The 18,362-nt window shown below is 59.8% G+C and carries 12 protein-coding genes and 4 tRNA genes; 13 read left to right on the plus strand and 3 right to left on the minus strand.

All coding sequences use genetic code 11. The features are described 5' to 3' along the window. Positions 1 to 36 precede the first annotated feature (36 nt). A complete protein-coding gene (locus PGR6_RS09960) occupies positions 37 to 1,233 on the minus strand; it encodes an amino acid aminotransferase (protein ID WP_018928108.1) in 1,197 nt (398 codons plus the stop codon). Positions 1,234 to 1,569: 336 nt separating this feature from the next. On the opposite strand from PGR6_RS09960, the gene uvrB reads away from it, so the two are divergent. The 13 genes from uvrB (at position 1,570) to PGR6_RS10025 (ending at position 13,231) form a co-directional block, all read left to right on the plus strand. Beyond that, a complete protein-coding gene (uvrB, locus tag PGR6_RS09965) occupies positions 1,570 to 3,585 on the plus strand; it encodes an excinuclease ABC subunit UvrB (protein WP_019582112.1) in 2,016 nt (671 codons plus the stop codon). Positions 3,586 to 3,773: 188 nt separating this feature from the next. After that, complete coding sequence (gene gltX, locus PGR6_RS09970; RefSeq protein WP_018928106.1) at positions 3,774 to 5,255, plus strand: glutamate--tRNA ligase; 1,482 nt, start codon at positions 3,774 to 3,776, stop codon at positions 5,253 to 5,255. Between the two features lie 189 nt (positions 5,256 to 5,444). After that, positions 5,445 to 5,520 (plus strand) — tRNA-Ala (locus tag PGR6_RS09975). 79 nt (positions 5,521 to 5,599) lie between these two features. Continuing rightward, positions 5,600 to 5,675 (plus strand) — tRNA-Glu (locus PGR6_RS09980). Between the two features lie 53 nt (positions 5,676 to 5,728). Then, a tRNA-Ala gene (locus PGR6_RS09985) sits at positions 5,729 to 5,804 on the plus strand. Between the two features lie 80 nt (positions 5,805 to 5,884). Then, a tRNA-Glu gene (locus PGR6_RS09990) sits at positions 5,885 to 5,960 on the plus strand. Positions 5,961 to 6,142: 182 nt separating this feature from the next. After that, entirely contained in the window at positions 6,143 to 6,682 is a 540-nt protein-coding gene (locus PGR6_RS09995) for a TetR/AcrR family transcriptional regulator (protein ID WP_019582113.1), read from the plus strand. Positions 6,683 to 6,713: 31 nt separating this feature from the next. After that, positions 6,714 to 7,547, plus strand: a complete 834-nt coding sequence (locus PGR6_RS10000) for an alpha/beta fold hydrolase (RefSeq protein ID WP_018928104.1) — start codon at positions 6,714 to 6,716, stop codon at positions 7,545 to 7,547. 48 nt (positions 7,548 to 7,595) lie between these two features. Continuing rightward, positions 7,596 to 8,033: an acyl-CoA thioesterase gene (locus PGR6_RS10005; protein WP_019582115.1), complete on the plus strand. Its 438-nt coding sequence runs from the start codon at positions 7,596 to 7,598 to the stop codon at positions 8,031 to 8,033. Between the two features lie 97 nt (positions 8,034 to 8,130). Then, a complete protein-coding gene (locus PGR6_RS10010; protein ID WP_064616984.1) occupies positions 8,131 to 9,090 on the plus strand; it encodes a tRNA dihydrouridine synthase in 960 nt (319 codons plus the stop codon). 131 nt (positions 9,091 to 9,221) lie between these two features. After that, positions 9,222 to 9,668, plus strand: coding sequence for an Hsp20 family protein (locus tag PGR6_RS10015; protein ID WP_019582116.1), 447 nt, complete (start codon positions 9,222 to 9,224; stop codon positions 9,666 to 9,668). Between the two features lie 189 nt (positions 9,669 to 9,857). Further along, positions 9,858 to 10,556: a DUF1266 domain-containing protein gene (locus PGR6_RS10020; protein WP_064616985.1), complete on the plus strand. Its 699-nt coding sequence runs from the start codon at positions 9,858 to 9,860 to the stop codon at positions 10,554 to 10,556. After that, positions 10,553 to 13,231 (plus strand): DUF805 domain-containing protein, encoded by a 2,679-nt coding sequence (locus PGR6_RS10025; RefSeq protein ID WP_064616986.1) that lies wholly within the window; start codon positions 10,553 to 10,555, stop codon positions 13,229 to 13,231. The genes PGR6_RS10020 and PGR6_RS10025 overlap by 4 nt, the downstream gene beginning before the upstream one ends. Here the strand turns inward: PGR6_RS10025 and PGR6_RS10030 are convergent. Both PGR6_RS10030 and PGR6_RS10035 read right to left on the minus strand, forming a co-directional pair. Then, a complete protein-coding gene (locus PGR6_RS10030) occupies positions 13,228 to 14,919 on the minus strand; it encodes a molecular chaperone HscC (RefSeq protein WP_064616987.1) in 1,692 nt (563 codons plus the stop codon). The genes PGR6_RS10025 and PGR6_RS10030 overlap by 4 nt on opposite strands. 99 nt (positions 14,920 to 15,018) lie before the next feature. Then, positions 15,019 to 18,297, minus strand: a complete 3,279-nt coding sequence (locus tag PGR6_RS10035) for a sensor domain-containing protein (protein ID WP_064616988.1) — start codon at positions 18,295 to 18,297, stop codon at positions 15,019 to 15,021. Positions 18,298 to 18,362 lie beyond the last annotated feature (65 nt).

Raw genomic sequence — 18,362 nt, forward strand, 5'->3', positions numbered from 1 at the left:
CCATTTTGGCTTCCCGTTTTCATGTCACGCGACGACTCAGATCACCTGAACGATGGCCTTGGTCACGGCGTCGATGTTGCTCTGGTTCAGCGCGGCAACGCAGATGCGGCCGGTGTCCAGGGCGTAGATGCCGAACTCGTTGCGCAGACGGGTCACTTGCTCAACCGTCAGGCCGGAGTAGGAGAACATGCCGCGCTGGCGACCGACGAAGCTGAAATCGCGCTGTGGAGCGTTTTTCGCCAGCAGGTCGACCATCTGGGTGCGCATGCCGCGAATCCGCAGACGCATTTCTGCCAGTTCTTCTTCCCACTGGGCACGCAATACCGGGCTGTTCAGCACAGCGGCGACGATGCTTGCACCGTGGGTCGGCGGGTTGGAGTAGTTGGTGCGGATCACGCGTTTGACTTGCGACAGCACGCGCGCGCTTTCTTCTTTCGATTCGCTGACGATCGACAGGGCGCCAACGCGCTCGCCGTACAGCGAGAAGGATTTGGAGAACGAGCTGGAAACGAAGAAGGTCAGGTTCGATTCGGCGAACAGGCGCACAGCGGCAGCGTCTTCATCGATACCGTCGCCAAAGCCCTGGTAGGCCATGTCGAGGAATGGAATGTGACCTTTGGCTTTCACCACGTCCAGCACGTTTTTCCAGTCCGCCGGGCTCAAGTCGACGCCAGTCGGGTTGTGGCAGCAAGCGTGCAGCACAACGATGGAGCCGGACGGCAGGGCGTTCAGGTCTTCCAGCAGGCCGGCGCGGTTAACGTCGTGGGTGGCGGCGTCATAGTAGCGATAGTTCTGTACTGGGAAACCAGCGGTTTCGAACAGTGCGCGGTGGTTTTCCCAGCTCGGGTCGCTGATCGCCACGACGGCGTTCGGCAGCAGTTGCTTGAGGAAATCGGCACCGATTTTCAGCGCGCCAGTACCGCCGACGGCCTGGGTGGTGATGACCCGGCCAGCAGCGATCAGTGGCGAGTCATTGCCGAACAGCAGTTTCTGCACGGCCTGGTCGTAGGCGGCGATGCCGTCGATCGGCAAGTAGCCACGGGAAACGTGTTGAGCGGCGCGAATCGTCTCGGCTTCGACAACGGCGCGCAGGAGAGGGATTCGCCCTTGCTCGTCGCAGTAAACACCGACCCCCAGGTTGACCTTGGTGGTACGGGTATCGGCATTGAATGCTTCGTTGAGGCCCAGGATTGGATCGCGTGGTGCCATTTCGACAGCGGAGAACAGGCTCATTATTGCGGCGGCTCTGAATGGAGTGTGGAGGGACGTGTCGCGCTCCAGCCGAATGCACTAGAGCGGTGCACAAACGGGGAGCTAGTATAGAGGCCATCAGCGATTGATGGCGACAGGCGATTCGGCTTTTACGGTAAGTTTTTCCAATTATTTTTCGATCGTTGGTCGAGCGACGTCGTCAAAGGTTTTACCCGATGTAGGACGTTTGCCTTGAAAGGGATGGCAATCGGCTCCACATTGAGCACAATCCAGTTTTTTCCTCGGGCGACATCGGTCGTTTGCGGTCTTTCTCGTTCCTGTCCGGCTTAACCGGGCAAGAGTGAACCAGAGGTATGTATGTCTGAATTCCAGCTAGTCACCCGCTTCGAGCCCGCCGGCGATCAGCCGGAAGCCATCCGTCTGATGGTCGAGGGCATCGAGGCCGGGCTGGCGCACCAGACGCTGCTCGGTGTGACCGGCTCGGGCAAGACCTTCAGCATCGCCAACGTGATCGCCCAAGTGCAGCGCCCGACGCTGGTGCTGGCGCCGAACAAGACCCTGGCCGCGCAGTTGTACGGCGAGTTCAAGGCGTTCTTCCCGAACAACGCCGTTGAATACTTCGTCTCCTATTACGACTACTACCAGCCCGAAGCTTATGTGCCGTCGTCCGACACCTTCATCGAGAAGGACGCCTCGATCAACGACCACATCGAGCAGATGCGCCTGTCCGCGACCAAAGCGCTGCTGGAACGCAAAGACGCAATCATCGTCACCACGGTGTCGTGCATCTACGGTCTGGGCAGCCCGGAAACCTATTTGAAGATGGTGTTGCACGTGGATCGCGGCGACAAGCTCGACCAGCGTGCGCTGTTGCGTCGCCTGGCCGACCTGCAATACACCCGCAACGACGTGGACTTCGCCCGGGCGACTTTCCGGGTGCGCGGCGATGTGATTGATATCCACCCGGCGGAATCCGATTTTGAGGCGATCCGCATCGAGCTGTTCGATGACGAGGTGGAAAGCCTGTCCGCCTTCGATCCGCTGACGGGCGAAGTCATCCGCAAGCTGCCGCGCTTCACCTTCTATCCGAAGAGCCATTACGTGACGCCTCGGGAAACCCTGCTCGACGCCGTCGAGGGGATCAAGGTCGAGTTGCAGGAGCGCCTGGAATACCTGCGCTCCAACAACAAGCTAGTGGAAGCCCAGCGGCTGGAGCAACGCACCCGTTTCGACCTGGAGATGATTCTGGAGCTGGGTTACTGCAACGGCATCGAAAACTACTCGCGCTACCTGTCGGGCCGTGCATCCGGCGAGGCGCCGCCCACCTTGTTTGACTACCTGCCAGCCGACGCCTTGCTGGTGATCGACGAATCCCACGTCAGCGTGCCGCAGGTCGGCGCCATGTATAAGGGCGACCGGTCCCGTAAGGAAACGCTGGTGGAATATGGCTTCCGCCTGCCATCGGCGCTGGATAACCGGCCGATGCGTTTCGACGAGTTCGAAGGCATCAGTCCGCAGACAATATTTGTCTCGGCCACACCGGGCAATTACGAGGCGGAGCACGCAGGGCGCGTGGTCGAGCAAGTGGTGCGCCCGACTGGCCTGGTGGACCCGCAGATCGAAATCCGTCCGGCGCTGACTCAGGTCGACGACTTGCTCTCGGAAATCACCAAGCGCGTAGCCCTGGAAGAGCGGGTGCTGGTGACCACGCTGACCAAGCGCATGTCCGAGGATTTGACCGATTACCTGGCCGATCACGGCGTGCGCGTGCGTTATCTGCACTCGGACATCGACACCGTGGAGCGGGTCGAGATCATCCGTGACTTGCGCCTCGGCACCTTCGATGTGCTGGTGGGGATCAACCTGCTGCGTGAAGGCCTGGACATGCCGGAAGTCTCGCTGGTGGCGATTCTCGATGCCGACAAGGAGGGCTTCCTGCGCTCCGAGCGCTCGCTGATCCAGACCATTGGCCGGGCGGCACGCAACCTTAATGGCCGGGCGATTCTGTATGCGGATCGGATTACTGGTTCCATGGAGCGGGCGATTGGCGAAACCGAGCGTCGTCGCGACAAGCAGATCGCCTTCAACCTGGCCAACGGCATTACGCCCAAAGGGGTGTTCAAGGACGTCGCCGACATTATGGAAGGCGCGACTGTGCCGGGTTCGCGCAGCAAGAAGCGCAAAGGCATGGCCAAGGCTGCCGAGGAAAGCGCCAAATACGAAGCCGAATTGCGTTCGCCGAGCGAGATCACCAAGCGCATTCGTCAGCTGGAAGAGAAGATGTACCAGCTCGCCCGCGACCTGGAATTCGAAGCCGCGGCGCAGCTGCGCGACGAAATCGGCAAGCTGCGGGAGCGGTTGATCGCGGTTTGACGCTCCCTCTGTAGAAGCTGCCGAAGGCTGCGATCCTTTGATCTTGTTTTTACAGGCAAAGTCAAAAGATCGCAGCCTTGGCAGCTCAGCAGCGCTTAAATCCTGCACTCACTGGAGCCGGGCGGCTATCGCCTGTTACCATTCGCCCCTTGTTTGATCTTCGCTTTTCATTCTTTTTGAGACATGCCATGACCACCGTCCGCACTCGCATCGCGCCATCGCCTACCGGGGACCCCCATGTAGGTACCGCTTACATCGCTTTGTTCAACTACTGCTTTGCCAAGCAGCATGGCGGTGAGTTCATCCTGCGGATCGAAGACACCGACCAACTGCGTTCGACCCGCGAGTCCGAACAGCAGATTTTCGACGCCCTGCGCTGGTTGGGTATCGACTGGAGCGAAGGCCCGGATGTCGGCGGCCCGCACGGTCCTTACCGTCAGAGTGAGCGCGGCGATATCTACCAGAAGTACTGCCAGCAACTGGTCGACATGGGCCATGCCTTCCCGTGCTTCTGCACCGCTGAAGAACTGGACCAGATGCGCGCCGAGCAAATGGCCCGCGGTGAGACCCCGCGTTACGACGGCCGTGCGCTGTTGCTGTCCAAGGAAGAAGTCGCGCGCCGCCTGGCTGCCGGCGAACCCCACGTGATCCGCATGAAAGTGCCGACCGAAGGCGTGTGCGTGGTGCCGGACATGCTGCGTGGCGATGTCGAGATCCCGTGGGATCGCATGGACATGCAAGTGCTGATGAAGACCGACGGCCTGCCGACGTACTTCCTGGCCAACGTGGTCGACGACCACCTGATGGGCATCACCCACGTGCTGCGCGGGGAAGAATGGCTGCCTTCGGCACCGAAACTGATCCTGCTGTACGAGTACTTCGGCTGGGAACAGCCGCAGCTGTGCTACATGCCGCTGCTGCGTAACCCGGACAAGAGCAAGCTGTCCAAGCGCAAGAACCCGACCTCGGTGACGTTCTACGAGCGCATGGGCTTCATGCCGGAAGCGATGCTCAACTACCTGGGCCGCATGGGCTGGTCGATGCCGGACGAGCGCGAGAAGTTCTCCCTGCAGGAAATGGTCGACAACTTCGACTTGAGCCGCGTCTCGCTTGGCGGGCCGATTTTCGACATCGAGAAACTGTCGTGGCTCAACGGCCAGTGGTTGCGTGACCTGCCAGTGGAAGAGTTCGCCGCTCGCGTGCAGAAGTGGGCGCTGAACCCTGAATACATGATGAAGATCGCGCCGCACGTGCAGGGCCGGGTTGAAACCTTCAGCCAGGTCGCACCGCTGGCTGGCTTCTTCTTCGCTGGTGGCGTGAATCCGGACGCTAAACTGTTCGAATCCAAGAAGCTCTCGGGCGATCAGGTTCGTCAGTTGATGCAATTGATCCTGTGGAAGCTGGAAAGCCTGCGTCAGTGGGAGAAGGACAGCATCACCGCAACGATTCAGGCGGTGGTTGAATCCCTGGAGCTGAAGCTGCGTGACGCCATGCCGCTGATGTTTGCTGCGATCACCGGGCAGGCCAGTTCGGTATCGGTACTCGACGCGATGGAAATCCTCGGTCCGGACCTGACCCGTTTCCGTCTGCGCCAGGCCATTGACCTGCTGGGCGGCGTGTCGAAGAAAGAAAACAAAGAGTGGGAAAAGCTTCTGGGCGCGATTGCCTGACGGCGTTTGACTCAGTAGGAGCTGCCGAAGGCCGCGATCTTTTGATCCTGATCTTCGGCGCTTCCCCCGAATTTACGGGGGGAGGGCGGTAAGTGATTGTTATGTCGGCAAAAAATTTTAAATTTTTTGAAAAATAAGTTTGACAGCTTTCCGATGCGCCATTAAGATTCGCCCCGTCCTCAGCGATGAGGGGCTATAGCTCAGCTGGGAGAGCGCTTGCATGGCATGCAAGAGGTCGACGGTTCGATCCCGTCTAGCTCCACCAATTTACACTTCAAGGTCTGGCCACACCGGCCTTGAATCGATCAGCTCTCAGCACTGATCAGTTGTATAGAAGGGTTTGCGTCCCCTTCGTCTAGTGGCCTAGGACACCGCCCTTTCACGGCGGTAACAGGGGTTCGAGTCCCCTAGGGGACGCCAGTTTTACAGAAGCGATGTTGCAAGATATCGCTCCGCCGCGAGGCGAAAAATCCGGGGCTATAGCTCAGCTGGGAGAGCGCTTGCATGGCATGCAAGAGGTCGACGGTTCGATCCCGTCTAGCTCCACCAATTTTACAGTTCAAGGTCTGGCCACACCGGCCTTGAATCGATCAGCTCTCAGCACTGATCAGTTGTATAGAAGGGTTTGCGTCCCCTTCGTCTAGTGGCCTAGGACACCGCCCTTTCACGGCGGTAACAGGGGTTCGAGTCCCCTAGGGGACGCCACGATTACCCGCTTTGCGGGATTTTTAAGGGTCATTCAATTATTGAATGGCCCTTTTGTTTGTCTGGCGTTTGGCCAAATCTCCTTTTTCCCCAACACTGTTCTTCAGACCAGCGGTCACATCCACGACTTGCGGAAAATTATTATGAGAATAATATTCTAGTCGTAATATTCGGAGGCAACGATGAACGATAAAAAAGCTCAAACCCGCGAACGCATCCTCAAGGCTGCCAGTGCAGCGCTGATCCAGCGCGGCCCGGCCGAGCCGAGCGTGGGTGAAGTGATGGGCGCGGCCGGCCTGACGGTCGGCGGTTTCTACGCGCACTTCGAAAGCAAGGACGCGTTGATGCTGGAGGCGTTCAAGCAGCTGCTCAGCCATCGTCGTGACTTGATCGCCGACATGGATGCCGAGTTGACCGGTGAAGAGCGTCGCGCGTTGGTCGCAGCGTTCTACCTGTCGCGCAAACACCGTGATTCCACCGAGCAGGCATGCCCGGTTCCAGCGTCGATCAGTGAACTGGGCCGTCTGCCGGACGAATTTCGCGTGGCGTTGAATGAACATATTGAATTGATGGTCGCGCAGTTGGCAGCCAGCCCGGAAGACATCGACAAGGTCTTGGCCGACATCGCCTTGATGGTGGGTGGTTTGGCGCTGGCGCGGGCGCTGGGGCCAGGAGAGTTGTCCGATCGATTGCTGCGCGCCGCCAAATCGGCGGTGCTGTGACCTAAAGGCATCCAGCCTGAGGAGATGGGCGATGAACACGTTGAGCTGGGTTCGTGGCGTTAATGGCACCTTGGGCTGGTTCGCACCGAAGCTGGTGGCGAGCAAGATGCGTCTGGCATTCATGACCCCGCGGGAGTTGCCGCCGCGTGATTGGGAATTGCCGCTGCTGGCGAAATCCGAGCGGATCACTTTGCGCTTCGGCCTCTCGGCGCTGCGTTGGGGACAGGGCCCGGCAGTGTTGTTGATGCACGGCTGGGAGGGCCGGCCAACGCAGTTTGCCGCGCTGATCACGGCGCTGGTCGATGCCGGTTACACCGTGGTCGCCCTGGACGGCCCGGCTCATGGTCGCTCGCCTGGACGCGAAGCCAATGTGGTGCTGTTCGCCCGGGCGATGCTTGAAGCAGCTGCTGAACTACCGCCGCTGCAAGCGGTAATCGGTCACTCGATGGGCGGCGCCAGCGCCATGCTCGCGGTGCAGTTGGGTTTGCGCACCGAAACCCTGGTCTCGATCGCCGCCCCGGCGCGAATCCTTGGGGTGCTGCGCGGTTTTGCGCGCTATGTACGCCTGCCGCCCAAAGCCCGTTCGGCGTTCATTCGTCAGGTCGAAAAAGACGTCGGCATGCGCGCCGCTGCGCTGGATGTCGCGCACTACCAGCTCGACATGCCTGGCCTGATTGTCCATGCCGAGGACGACAGCTTTGTCTCGGTCAAGGAGTCCCAATTGATTCACGAAGCCTGGTTCGACAGTCGCTTGTTGCGCCTGGAAGAGGGCGGTCATCAGCGGGTCCTGGCCGATCCGCGGGTGATCGATGGCGTGCTCTCGCTGCTGGCCGGTCGCAGCCTGCAATCGCGCCAATCGGCCTGAGCTTCCGTTACACTGCCCCGGTCGAAATAATCTGACCGGGAGTGGGGCATGGGCTGGGATCGGGCAACGCCGTTTATCATTGATCTGGAAGTGGGCGCCGAAGACATCGACGGGTTGGGCCACGCGAACAACGCGGTGTACGTGACCTGGCTCGAGCGCTGTGCCTGGCGTCACTCGCAGCGGCTGGGTCTGGACCTGGTCGAGTATCGGCGGCTGGACCGGGCGATGGCGGTGGTGCGGCACGAGATTGATTACCTGGCGGCGGCCTACGAAGGCGATGAGCTGCAGCTGGCGACCTGGATCGTCGATTGGGACCAGCGCCTGAGAATGACCCGACACTTCCAGCTGATCCGCCCCAGTGACAACTCGACGTTGCTGCGGGCGCAGACCACGTTCGTGTGCATCGAGCTGTCGACCGGCAAGCCCAAGCGCATGCCGGCGGAATTCATCGAGGGCTATGGCTCGGCGTTGCAAGTTCCAAGCTGACACAGTCCGCACATTTGCCACCGCCCGGTCTGACGAAATACCTTCTGCACGCCGAAACCAGTAAACTGCCGCACGTTTTTCGTTGAGTGTGTTTTTCATGCAAATTGCTTTGGCGCCCATGGAGGGGTTGGTCGACAACATCCTGCGGGACGTGCTGACCCGTGTGGGCGGTATCGATTGGTGTGTAACCGAGTTCATTCGGATCAACGATCAGCTGCTCACGCCTGCGTACTACCACAAGTTCGGCCCGGAACTGCTGACCGGCGCCCGTACCGCCTCCGGCGTGCCGCTGCGGGTGCAACTGCTTGGCTCCGATCCGGTGTGCCTGGCGGAAAACGCTGCACTGGCCTGCGAATTGGGTTCCGAAGTCATCGACCTGAACTTCGGCTGCCCGGCCAAGACCGTCAATAAGTCGCGCGGTGGCGCCGTTCTGCTCAAAGAGCCTGAGCTGCTCAACGAAATCGTCGAACATGTCCGCCGTGCGGTGCCAGCGCACATTCCAGTGACCGCCAAAATGCGCCTGGGCTTCGACAGTCCCGATGGCTCGCTGGTTTGCGCCACAGCCCTGGCCGAAGGCGGCGCGGCGCACATCGTGGTTCACGCGCGGACCAAAACGGATGGCTACAAGCCGCCAGCTCACTGGGAATGGATCCCGCGGGTGCAGGACGTGGTCAAGGTGCCAGTGTTTGCCAACGGTGACATCTGGAGCGTCGAGGACTGGCGCCGTTGCCGCGAGATCAGCGGCGTCGAAGACATCATGCTTGGTCGTGGCCTGGTGTCGCGTCCGGATCTGGCAAGGCAGATCGCTGCGGCGCGGGCCGGTGAGGAGGTCGTCGAGATGACCTGGGCCGAGCTGCTGCCGCTGATTCAGGATTTCTGGCTGCAAGCCAAGGCCCAGATGACACCACGCCAATCGCCGGGTCGCCTGAAGCAGTGGCTGGCAATGCTGACCCGTAATTATCCCGAAGCAGTAGAGTTGTTCGGCGTCCTGCGTCGTGAAACCGAGCTGGATCAGGTCTCGCGTTTACTGGGGTTGCAGGTGTCTGAGGCCGCCTGAATCTGCTTGAAAAAAATCTGAAAATAATCTCTTGAAAAGTAATCAGCGGTCCTTATCTAAGGATTACGCGATGCCGAATTCGGGTCGCGGAGACAAAAAAACTTGCTGATTATGTTCAGGAGATTTGAATCATGAGTACTGCATTTTCCTTGGCCCCACTGTTCCGTTCCTCGGTAGGTTTCGACCGTTTCAACGACCTGTTCGAAACCGCCCTGCGCAATGAGCCAGGCAGCACCTATCCACCCTACAACGTTGAAAAATACGGTGATGATCAATACCGCATCGTTGTGGCGGCCGCCGGTTTCCAGGAAGACGACCTGGACCTGCAAGTAGAAAAAGGTGTACTGACCATCAGTGGCGGCAAACGTGACGCGGACGAAAACGTCACTTACCTGTACCAGGGCATCGCACAGCGCGCCTTCAAACTGTCGTTCCGTCTGGCGGACCACATCGAAATCAAGGCCGCCGAACTGCGCAACGGTTTGCTGAGTATCGACCTGCTGCGTGTGATCCCGGAAGAAGCGAAAGCCAAACGCATCCCGATCAACGGGGCGGAAAAACCGGCTCTGCAGCACTGAGTCATTGGAAGAAATACATTCGTCTGAACAGGCTGTAACCCGCTGAATGAAGGCCCCGACTTGTCGGGGCCTTTTTGTTTTTCCGCCAAAACGGTCATGCAAGCTTTACCGCCTTATGGCGGCTTCTCTACAATCCGCGCCAGTTTTGCCGACCCCACATTCTGCCTGGTCGGCCCGGAGCTTTTTTTCATGGAAGAGATACAACAGCGTTGGCTGTGCGGTCTTTCTGCGCCGATGGTGGCCCTTAATCCTCGTGCCGATTACGACGAGCCTGCTTTCTACTCCGATCCGCAATTTATTGACCTGCAATGCAGCTGGGGCATCAATGACCGGCCGCAGTTGTTGAGCATGCTCGAAGGGATGGCGGACGACGGTCATGCCTCACACCTCGATGGAGCGTATCGGGCGTGGCAGCGTTGCTTGCCTGGCGAATGGCAGGCACTGCTTGAAACACTGTCCCCCCGTGAGCGCGATTTGCACGAATTCGCCGGGCGTACCTTTGGTGGATGTGGACCGGGTGGTATCAGGGCCTGGGATCTCGGGCGTATGGGGTTTCTCTTGCGCTGTGGCTTGCGCAATGAGTGGATCGATTTATCCGAGAGTCTTTGGTTGCATGCCCGACTGGCTGTAAGGGCGCAATACCATTACGGCAGTTGGTTTTCTTATTTCAACGGTTTCTTGGCTGGTCATGCGTTCTGGAGCTGTCTGGGTAACAGCGACGAACAGATGGCTCACGAGCTTGATCGGCAAGGGGAGTCTTCGGGTAGCGCTTTCATTGCACGAGGTCTTGCGCGCGACATCCCTTCTTTCCTGACCGACTTGCCCTGGCACATAGACCTCGATCCGCCGCCGCGCCCGGCGTCCCTGGGGGAGTTCGACTGGTCATGAGTTGCTGGACACGCTTGGGTATAGAGCCCACCAAAGATCAGGCACTGATTCGAGATGCCTACCGCGCGCGTTTGCCGCAACATCACCCGGAGAGTGATCCCGAAGGCTTTCAGGCGCTGCGTGTCGCCTATGAAAGTGCCACCCGCTTTGCCCGTCATGAAGAGGTCGAAGTCGAAGATGAGGACGCTAGTGTTCCCGAGATTCCGCAAACTTTGGTGGATTTTTACGCGTTGCTCGAAGATCCGGCTCGACGCTTCCATCCGCAGGCCTGGCGAGCATTTGTCAAAGCGTTGGATCAGCTGCCTCTGGACACACTTGATGACCTCAGTTGGGGGCTGTTTCACCCATTGACCAATGCCGGACCGTTGTCTTACCGCTGCGCGAATCTGCTGGCGCAACGAATGGGGTGGGAGCATCAACTGCTGGATCTTGAGTTCGAGCAGGCGAATAAAGTCGAAGAGTTCCTGCAACGCATCAAGAAGCCAGACCCGTTCGACACGACACTGATGAGTGGCTGGTCCGAGCCTGTGCAGATGGAAACCCTGTGGTATGCCCGTAGCCTCGACTACCTCTTTGAGCATCGGCCGCTCCATGAATTCGAAGACTTCGCCAGCCATCACACCTGTCTGCCGCTGCCGTCGGACGAAGTATTCATCAAGCGCTTACTGGTGCAGTTCACTCAAGCCGGTATCGGTGGTGCAGGCCTGCTGCAACTGTGCGTCGAACGACAGGGGCAAGCACCAGACGATAGCGATTGGCTTTATCTGTTGGCTTGCCAAAGCAGTTTGTTGGGCCTTGAAGATCAAGCGCTGCCTTGCTGGATCCGGCTCTGGCTGGAGTACCGTCATCCGAAGGCCGAAAGCTGCTTGCTGGAGCTTTGTGCCAAACGTCAGCCGGACTTTCTCGCGCTGCTGATCCAGGCATTCGACCGTTTGGAAAATTTCCGTGACTGGTCCCATGACCTTGACGATGTTACTCAAGAATATGGCAGCCCTTCACAGCGTCCCGAAACGTTGGCTCGCTGGCTTGGGGTCGGGCAACTCGATCTGCAAGGTTTGGCAGGCGCATTTGTCGATTGGCGAATGACGGGGGATGAACTGCCTCTGCTGGCATTGCTGCTAGGAGAGCATGCGGATTCCCGCTTGCAGCGTCTATACCAGCATGCATGGGCCTTGCATCGTGGGGATGTGGGGTTGTTGCAACAAATACTGGACGAGCCGCATCCGTTCGATGCCCTTGAGGGGTTGGTGTTGACCGGGTTCAAGTATCAGGCAGAGCAGCAACTCTGTTGGTTGAACCAGGCGCCGATTCCGTTGGCAATGAAGGTCTTTCTCAACAGTCGTTCAGTTGAACCGAAACTGGCCGAGGAACTGACAAAAGGCGAGCCGCACAAGATTTGCCGCCTGTGGCTGAGCAGGCTGCGGGGCTACGATCAGTCTGCTCTGGTGCGGATCGATCAGGTATTTGATTTGCTGGACGCAGAAGCGGACGTGAACTTGCGCAGCTTGAGTCTGCTGGTCCAGTTGGGGCAGCGAGGCGCAGTCCTGCCGGTCATTGCGCAAGGCGAGGCTGCGTGGCAATGGCACGCTCAAACTGTATTCCTGTTGGCGTTGCTCGAACAGCCGGAACGTTGGCTGACGTTGATCGATACCCAATGTCTGGAGCGACTGGAGCTCAACCCGGCTCACCCCCTGAGTCGGCTTCAGCCGTTATTGCGGCGCCTGCAGCGCGAGCAAGGTAACTGCGCGGGTTTGCTGGGGTGGCTGCAAGGTACCGACCCGGTTCATGGCCTGCTCGTGCAGCAGCTGTTCAATGTGCAACAGGCCCTCGACAGCGCAGCACTGCCCGCTAATGCGCAGCTCTATACCTGCATTGAAAGTGATCCTGATGCGTGCGGCGAGGATTTGCTGGGGCTGATGCTGCTCTGGGGTGTGCTGTATCACGACCCGAGCCTTGACGCCGAGCAGCATCGCGCACTGTTGCAATCCATCGCCGCTATCAGTTGTGAAGATGGTTGGTTCGAAGCGTTTCGTAATGGTTTGATCAAAGGAGAGCCTGTTTGGCCACCGCGCAAAGTGCTGACGGATTTCGACGTCGACAAGCTGCTGGTCTATGAAGTCCTCGATACGCTGAAAAGTCTGATTCGTTATGGCGCCTCAGGAGTGCCCAGGACCAAGGTGCTGCAACAGTTGCAGCGTGGCAAGGATGACGCCGCGAACAGTGTGGGCCTGCGTCTGGCATTGACTGCCTTGCTGTCCTGGAGTGAGCGTCTGCTCCTGGCCAAAAGCGACACGCGCCCGGTGCCGTCCACTGCGGTCTGGCGCTTGGGCTCTCGATTGGGGCGCAAGGCGTTTATCGGGCAGGTGCTGGGAGGTGTGCTGATCACCCCGATCATGGTGCTGCTCAATGGCACCGTTGTCTTGGGAGTTGTCATGCTGCTGGGCATCGCGCTGTTGCTCAGTGCGATTCTGCGTCGGCTGCATGACATGGGGCGGGGGATTCCCACGCTGCTGATCTTTGCCTGTCTGACGCCGGTATTGCCGTTCCTGCCTCTGGTGTTGTTCGGCTTTCCCGGCGACAAGCTGCCTAACCGCTATGGTGTGCCGCCGGGCAGCGCCGGTGAGGACACGCTGCCCGGTGGCTTGCAGGCGACTCTGCGGCGGCTTAATGGCTAAAGGCGCAGCTGATCCAGTGCTTTATTGAGTTGTGACCGATGGCTGGCAATCTCCACCGATTGCTGGCCACCGAGCACGGCGGTAAAAGTATCCAGCCAATCGGCAATTTGTTCGCGTTCGTCGCCCAGGCTTTGCGTCCATGCACGCTCCAGTCGCGCCAGCAGAGTGCGATTGGGCAGCGCGTCCCGTGGATGGATTTTCAGGGCTTTGAGCCGCTCATGGCTGCTTTTCCGTGATTGTGGGTCGAGCCCGGTGGGGCTGCGATCGATGCTGTGGCTGTGGCGTTCGCCGCTGGCCAGCAGGGTCACGTCGACTTCAAGCAAACCGTTGATGTCGTAGCTGAAGCGCACATCCAGGGCTTGCGTCTGGTCGCTGGGTGCTACCGCGACGTCGAAGGCATCGATGAAAATATTATCCCGCACCCACGGCCGCTCTCCCTGATAGACCTCGATACGGATGTGGTCTTGCTGCGGATGGGTGGTGTAGAAGCGTTGCACCCGAGAAGTCGGGATCACGGTGTTGCGTTCGATGATCGGCGAGAAGGCGCCGCTGACGTCCTCACCGCGACGGGTCGAAATGCCCAGCGTGTATGGGCATACGTCAGTGAGAATCAGCTCCTCGATTGCGCTGTCTCGGGCCTTGCACGCTGCCTGGGTAGCGGCGCCCAGTGCGACAATCGTGTCCGGGTCGAGGTGGCGATAGGGCAGGCGCCCGAACAGCGTGGCGACCATCTGCTGCACGACAGGCATCCGCGTTGCGCCTCCGACCAGCACCAGGCTGTCGAGGTCCCGAGGCTTGAGCCGTGCATCGCGCAGGGCTTGTTCGATGGGGGCGCGCAACCGGGCCAGCAGCGGTTCCCAGATTTTCAGCGCGACGGCCTCATCCAGCGACCACTCGCGCAAGGCACCGGCGCCGTTCCAGTTCAGGTGCTGGGTGCCTTCACTGAGTTTGCATTTGAGTTGCTCCAGAGCATCGCCCAGGCTGGCCAACCCCTGGTTATCGATCTGTTGAGAGGTGAGTTGCCAGTCTTTCAGGCAGGCCTGCAACAACGCGGCGGTGAAGTCTTCACCGCCGAGGAAGTTGTCGCCGGTGGAGGCATGCACTTCGATCAGCGGCAGTGCGTATTCCAGTACCGTGACATCAAAGGTGCCGCCGCCCAAGTCGAAAATCAGCGTGCGCTCGAACTTCTGCTCGTGCAGTCCGTAGGCCATGGCCGCGGCGGTCGGTTCGTTGATCAGCCGCGACACTGTCAGGCCTGCCAGTTCGGCGGCAAACAGCGTGCGTTTGCGTTGCTCGTCACTGAAATAGGCCGGCACCGAAATCACCGCCTCATACACCGGATGGCCTAGCCAGGCTTCAGCATCCTGCTTGAGCGAGCCGATCACCAGTGCCGACAGCTCTTCGGGGCTGAATTGCCGTCCGCCCAGTTCGAACTGTTTGTCGCTGCCCATAAAACGCTTGAACGCCGCCACCGTGCGTTCCGGATGGGTGGTCAGACGCGCGCGGGCGGCCTTGCCTACCAGAATGCTGTCGTCCTCATCGAGGCTGACCACTGAAGGGGTGAGGACATCGCCAAGGGCGTTCGGAATCAACTGCGCCTGACCTTCCTGCCAAACGGCGATCAGGCTATTGGTGGTCCCAAGGTCGATGCCCAGCAAGGCCGGACGGGAGAGGGTTGCATCCTGCATGGTTGATCTCTTTGAGGCAGTAAAAAAAAAGCGCGACCCTACAGGTTGCAAGAAAAACTGGCAATTGGAGCACCTGTTACGGAACGTCTCCCATGCGGACTATTTGAGCAGTTTCTGAAACTCCTCCACCAGCAACGGCCGGCTGTGCAAATACCCCTGATACAAATGGCAGCCCAGCCCTTGCAAGAACTCCAGTTGCTCCTCGGTTTCAACCCCTTCGGCAATCACTTCCAGTTCCAGGCTGCGGGCCATGGCGACGATGGCGCGAATGATTTCGGCATCGTTGGGGTCGGTGGTGGCGTCGCGGACGAATGACTGGTCGATTTTCAGGGTGTCGACCGGCAGGCGCTTGAGGTAGGTCAGCGAGGAGTAACCGGTGCCGAAATCGTCCATGGCAAAGCTCACGCCGAGTTTTTTCAGGCGTCGCATTTTGCTGATGGTGTCGTCCAGGTTCTGGATGACGATGCCTTCGGTGATTTCCAGTTTCAGCAACGAGCAGGGCAGGTCGTGGCTGCCGAGGCTGTGCTCGATGCGTTCGACGAAGTCGTTCTGACGGAATTGCCGCGGGCTGATATTCACGCACAGGCTGAAATTGAGCGGGTCGATCAGGCCTTTGGCGATCAGGCGTTTGAAGGCCGCACAAGCTTCGTCGAGGATCCATGTGCCGACTTCCAGAATCAGCCCGCTGTCTTCCAGCACCTTGATGAACTCGGTCGGCGATTGCGCGCCCAGTTGCGGATGGTGCCAGCGCACCAGGGCTTCGGCGCCGGTAATGCGGTTGTTGCGGGCGTCCACCTGAGGCTGGTATTGCACGCTGAATTCACCCCGGGAAAGGGCCAGGCGCAGGTCGGTTTCCATGCGCAGGCGTTCGCTGGCGGCCTTCTGCATGGTGTTGTGATACATCTGCGTCGTGTTGCGGCCCGAGTCCTTGGCGCGATAGAGGGCGATATCGGCGCGTTTTAACAGATCGGTCGGGGTCGAGCCGTGGTCGGGGATCAGCGCGATGCCGATGCTCGGCGTCACTTGCAGGCGCTGTCCATCGAGGAACATCGGTTCGGACAGCAATTCGCGCAAGGTATCCGCCAGTTCCCGGACTTGAGCGCTGACGTCGGTGCGCGAGCCTTCCAGGCCACTGAGCAGCACCACGAACTCATCGCCGCCCAGGCGTGCGACGGTGTCTTCCATGCGTACGCTGGCTTCAAGGCGCGCGGTGATGATTTTCAGCACCGTATCGCCCACCGGGTGGCCGAGGGAGTCGTTGATGTGCTTGAAGTGGTCGAGGTCGAGGAACATCAGGGCGCCACGCAAGTTGTGGCGCTTGAGCAGGGCGATCTGCTGGCTCAGGCGGTCCATCAACAGCGCGCGGTTCGGCAGGTTGGTCAGCGGGTCGTGGTAGGCCAGGTGACGGATCTGCGCTTCGGCATTTTTCAGCAGGCTGACGTCCCGGGCGGTCAGCAGCAGGCAGGCAGTTTCGTTGAGGGTGATCGGTTCCACCGAGACTTCGACGGTCAGCAACTCGCCGCGCTTGTTGCGCCCGAGCATTTCCAGGTGGTGAACCCGGCCCTTGATCTGTAGTTCGGCCAGCAACGCCGAGCGTTGTTTCTCCTCGGCCCAGATGCCGACCTGATACACCGTGCGGCCCACCACTTCATCGGCACGGTAGCCGGTCAGGCGGCAGAAGCCGTCGTTAACTTCCAGATAGCGTCCAGTGTCGCGCTCGGTAATGGTGATGGCGTCGGGGCTTGAATGGAAGGCCTTGGCGAACTTCTCTTCGCTGGCCTTGAGCGCCGCTTCCGAGCGTTGCTGTTGGGTGATGTCGCGCAGGGTGGTGACGATGCACGGCTGGTCGCCGACGCTGATCTGGCGGCTGGAGATCACGCAGGTCAGGGATTGCCCGTCCTTGTGTTGAACGATGATCGCCACATTGTTCAGGCCCTGTTCGCGGATGACCCGCTCGATCCTTTGCAGGCTTTTCGCCGAGGCGTCCCACAGGCCGATTTCGTCGGCGCTGCGGCCGATGACGTCGGTGGTGCTCCAGCCGAACGTCTGGGTGAAGCTGGAGTTGATCTCGATGAAGTGGCCGGTGTCCTGACGCGTGACGCAGATCGGGTCGGGGCTGACCTGGAACAACGTGGCGAATTTCTCTTCCGACGCTATCAGTTGCTGCTCGCGCTCCACTTGCTCGGTGATGTCCAGCAATGTGCCGGCCATGCGCAGCGGGTTGCCGCTATCATCGCGGTAGAGTCTGGCGCGGCTTTCCAGGTAGCGCGAACTGCCGTCCGGCAGTTGCACGCGGTACGTCAGTTGATAATTGCCGGCCGGGCCTTCGCGTAAGCTGCGGTAAGCGTCGCGCATGGTGTCGCGTTCTTCACCGGGTACACCTTCGAAAAACGCATCGAAGGATTCATGGAAGGGTTTGGGCTCCAGACCATGCAGCTGGGCGGCCCGCGCCGAGCCATAAAGCATGCCGCTGGGGATGTGCCAGTCCCAGGTGCCGAGTTGTGCTGAATCCAGGGCCAGGTCGAGGCGTTCCTGGCTGTCTTTGAGGGCGTGCTCGGCGATTTTTCGTTCGGTGGTGTCAAGGAATGTGCTCAGCAGATAGGGCTGGCCTTCGAGCTCGACCTTTTGCGCGCTGAGAATGCCGTCGTGAACCTGCCCGTTGCTGGCGCGAAATTGCACCTCCATGTTGATCAGCTCACCTTTGGCCTTGGTGGCCTTGACCAGTTCCGCCCGTTGCTCCGGGTTGACCCAAAGGCCCAGTTCCAGGGTGGTTCGGCCGATTGCGTCTTGCACCGGCCAGCCGAACAGGCTTTCGAAATACTGGTTGGCTTCGCTGATCAGGCCGTCTTCCTGACGGGTCAGCAGCACCATATTCGGGCACAGGTGAAACAGCGTGGCGAAGCGTTTTTCCGAGCTGCTCAGCGCTTGTTCACGCTGGCGCTGGTGGGTGATTTCACGGATGACCCCGATCATTCGTGGCCGGCCGTTTTTGTCCGGTAGCAGGCTGCCGTTGATTTCCAGCCAGTGCAGGCTGCCGTCGGGCCAGCGGATGCGGTGGTGCATGGCCTGCTCCAGCGGGGCGCCGGCGATCACTGCATTGAAGGCGCGGATGGCTTTCGCCCGATCCTCCTGGGGCAGCAGGTCGAGGTATTCCAGATCCTCGGGCAACGGTTGTCGGGGATCGAAGCCGAACAACGCCTGAGTGCCCCGTGACCAACTGATCTGTCCGCGCTCGATGTCCCAATACCAGGCGCCCAGTCGGGCACCATTGAGGGCCGCGAGCAACTGTGGGGCGCTTTCCCAGCTCTGCTCGGACCGTTTTGGGTCAATTGCCTGAATTCGCGGCATTGGCGGCATACGTTCAACAGATTTGGGCATGGATGACAGGCCTTGGGCTGAATTGGGCGTTAGGCACAGGGTTTTGGGGCTCTATAGGCGTAGCA

Origin of the sequence: Pseudomonas sp. GR 6-02, from assembly GCF_001655615.1 — a bacterium.
Classification (GTDB): Bacteria; Pseudomonadota; Gammaproteobacteria; order Pseudomonadales; family Pseudomonadaceae; genus Aquipseudomonas.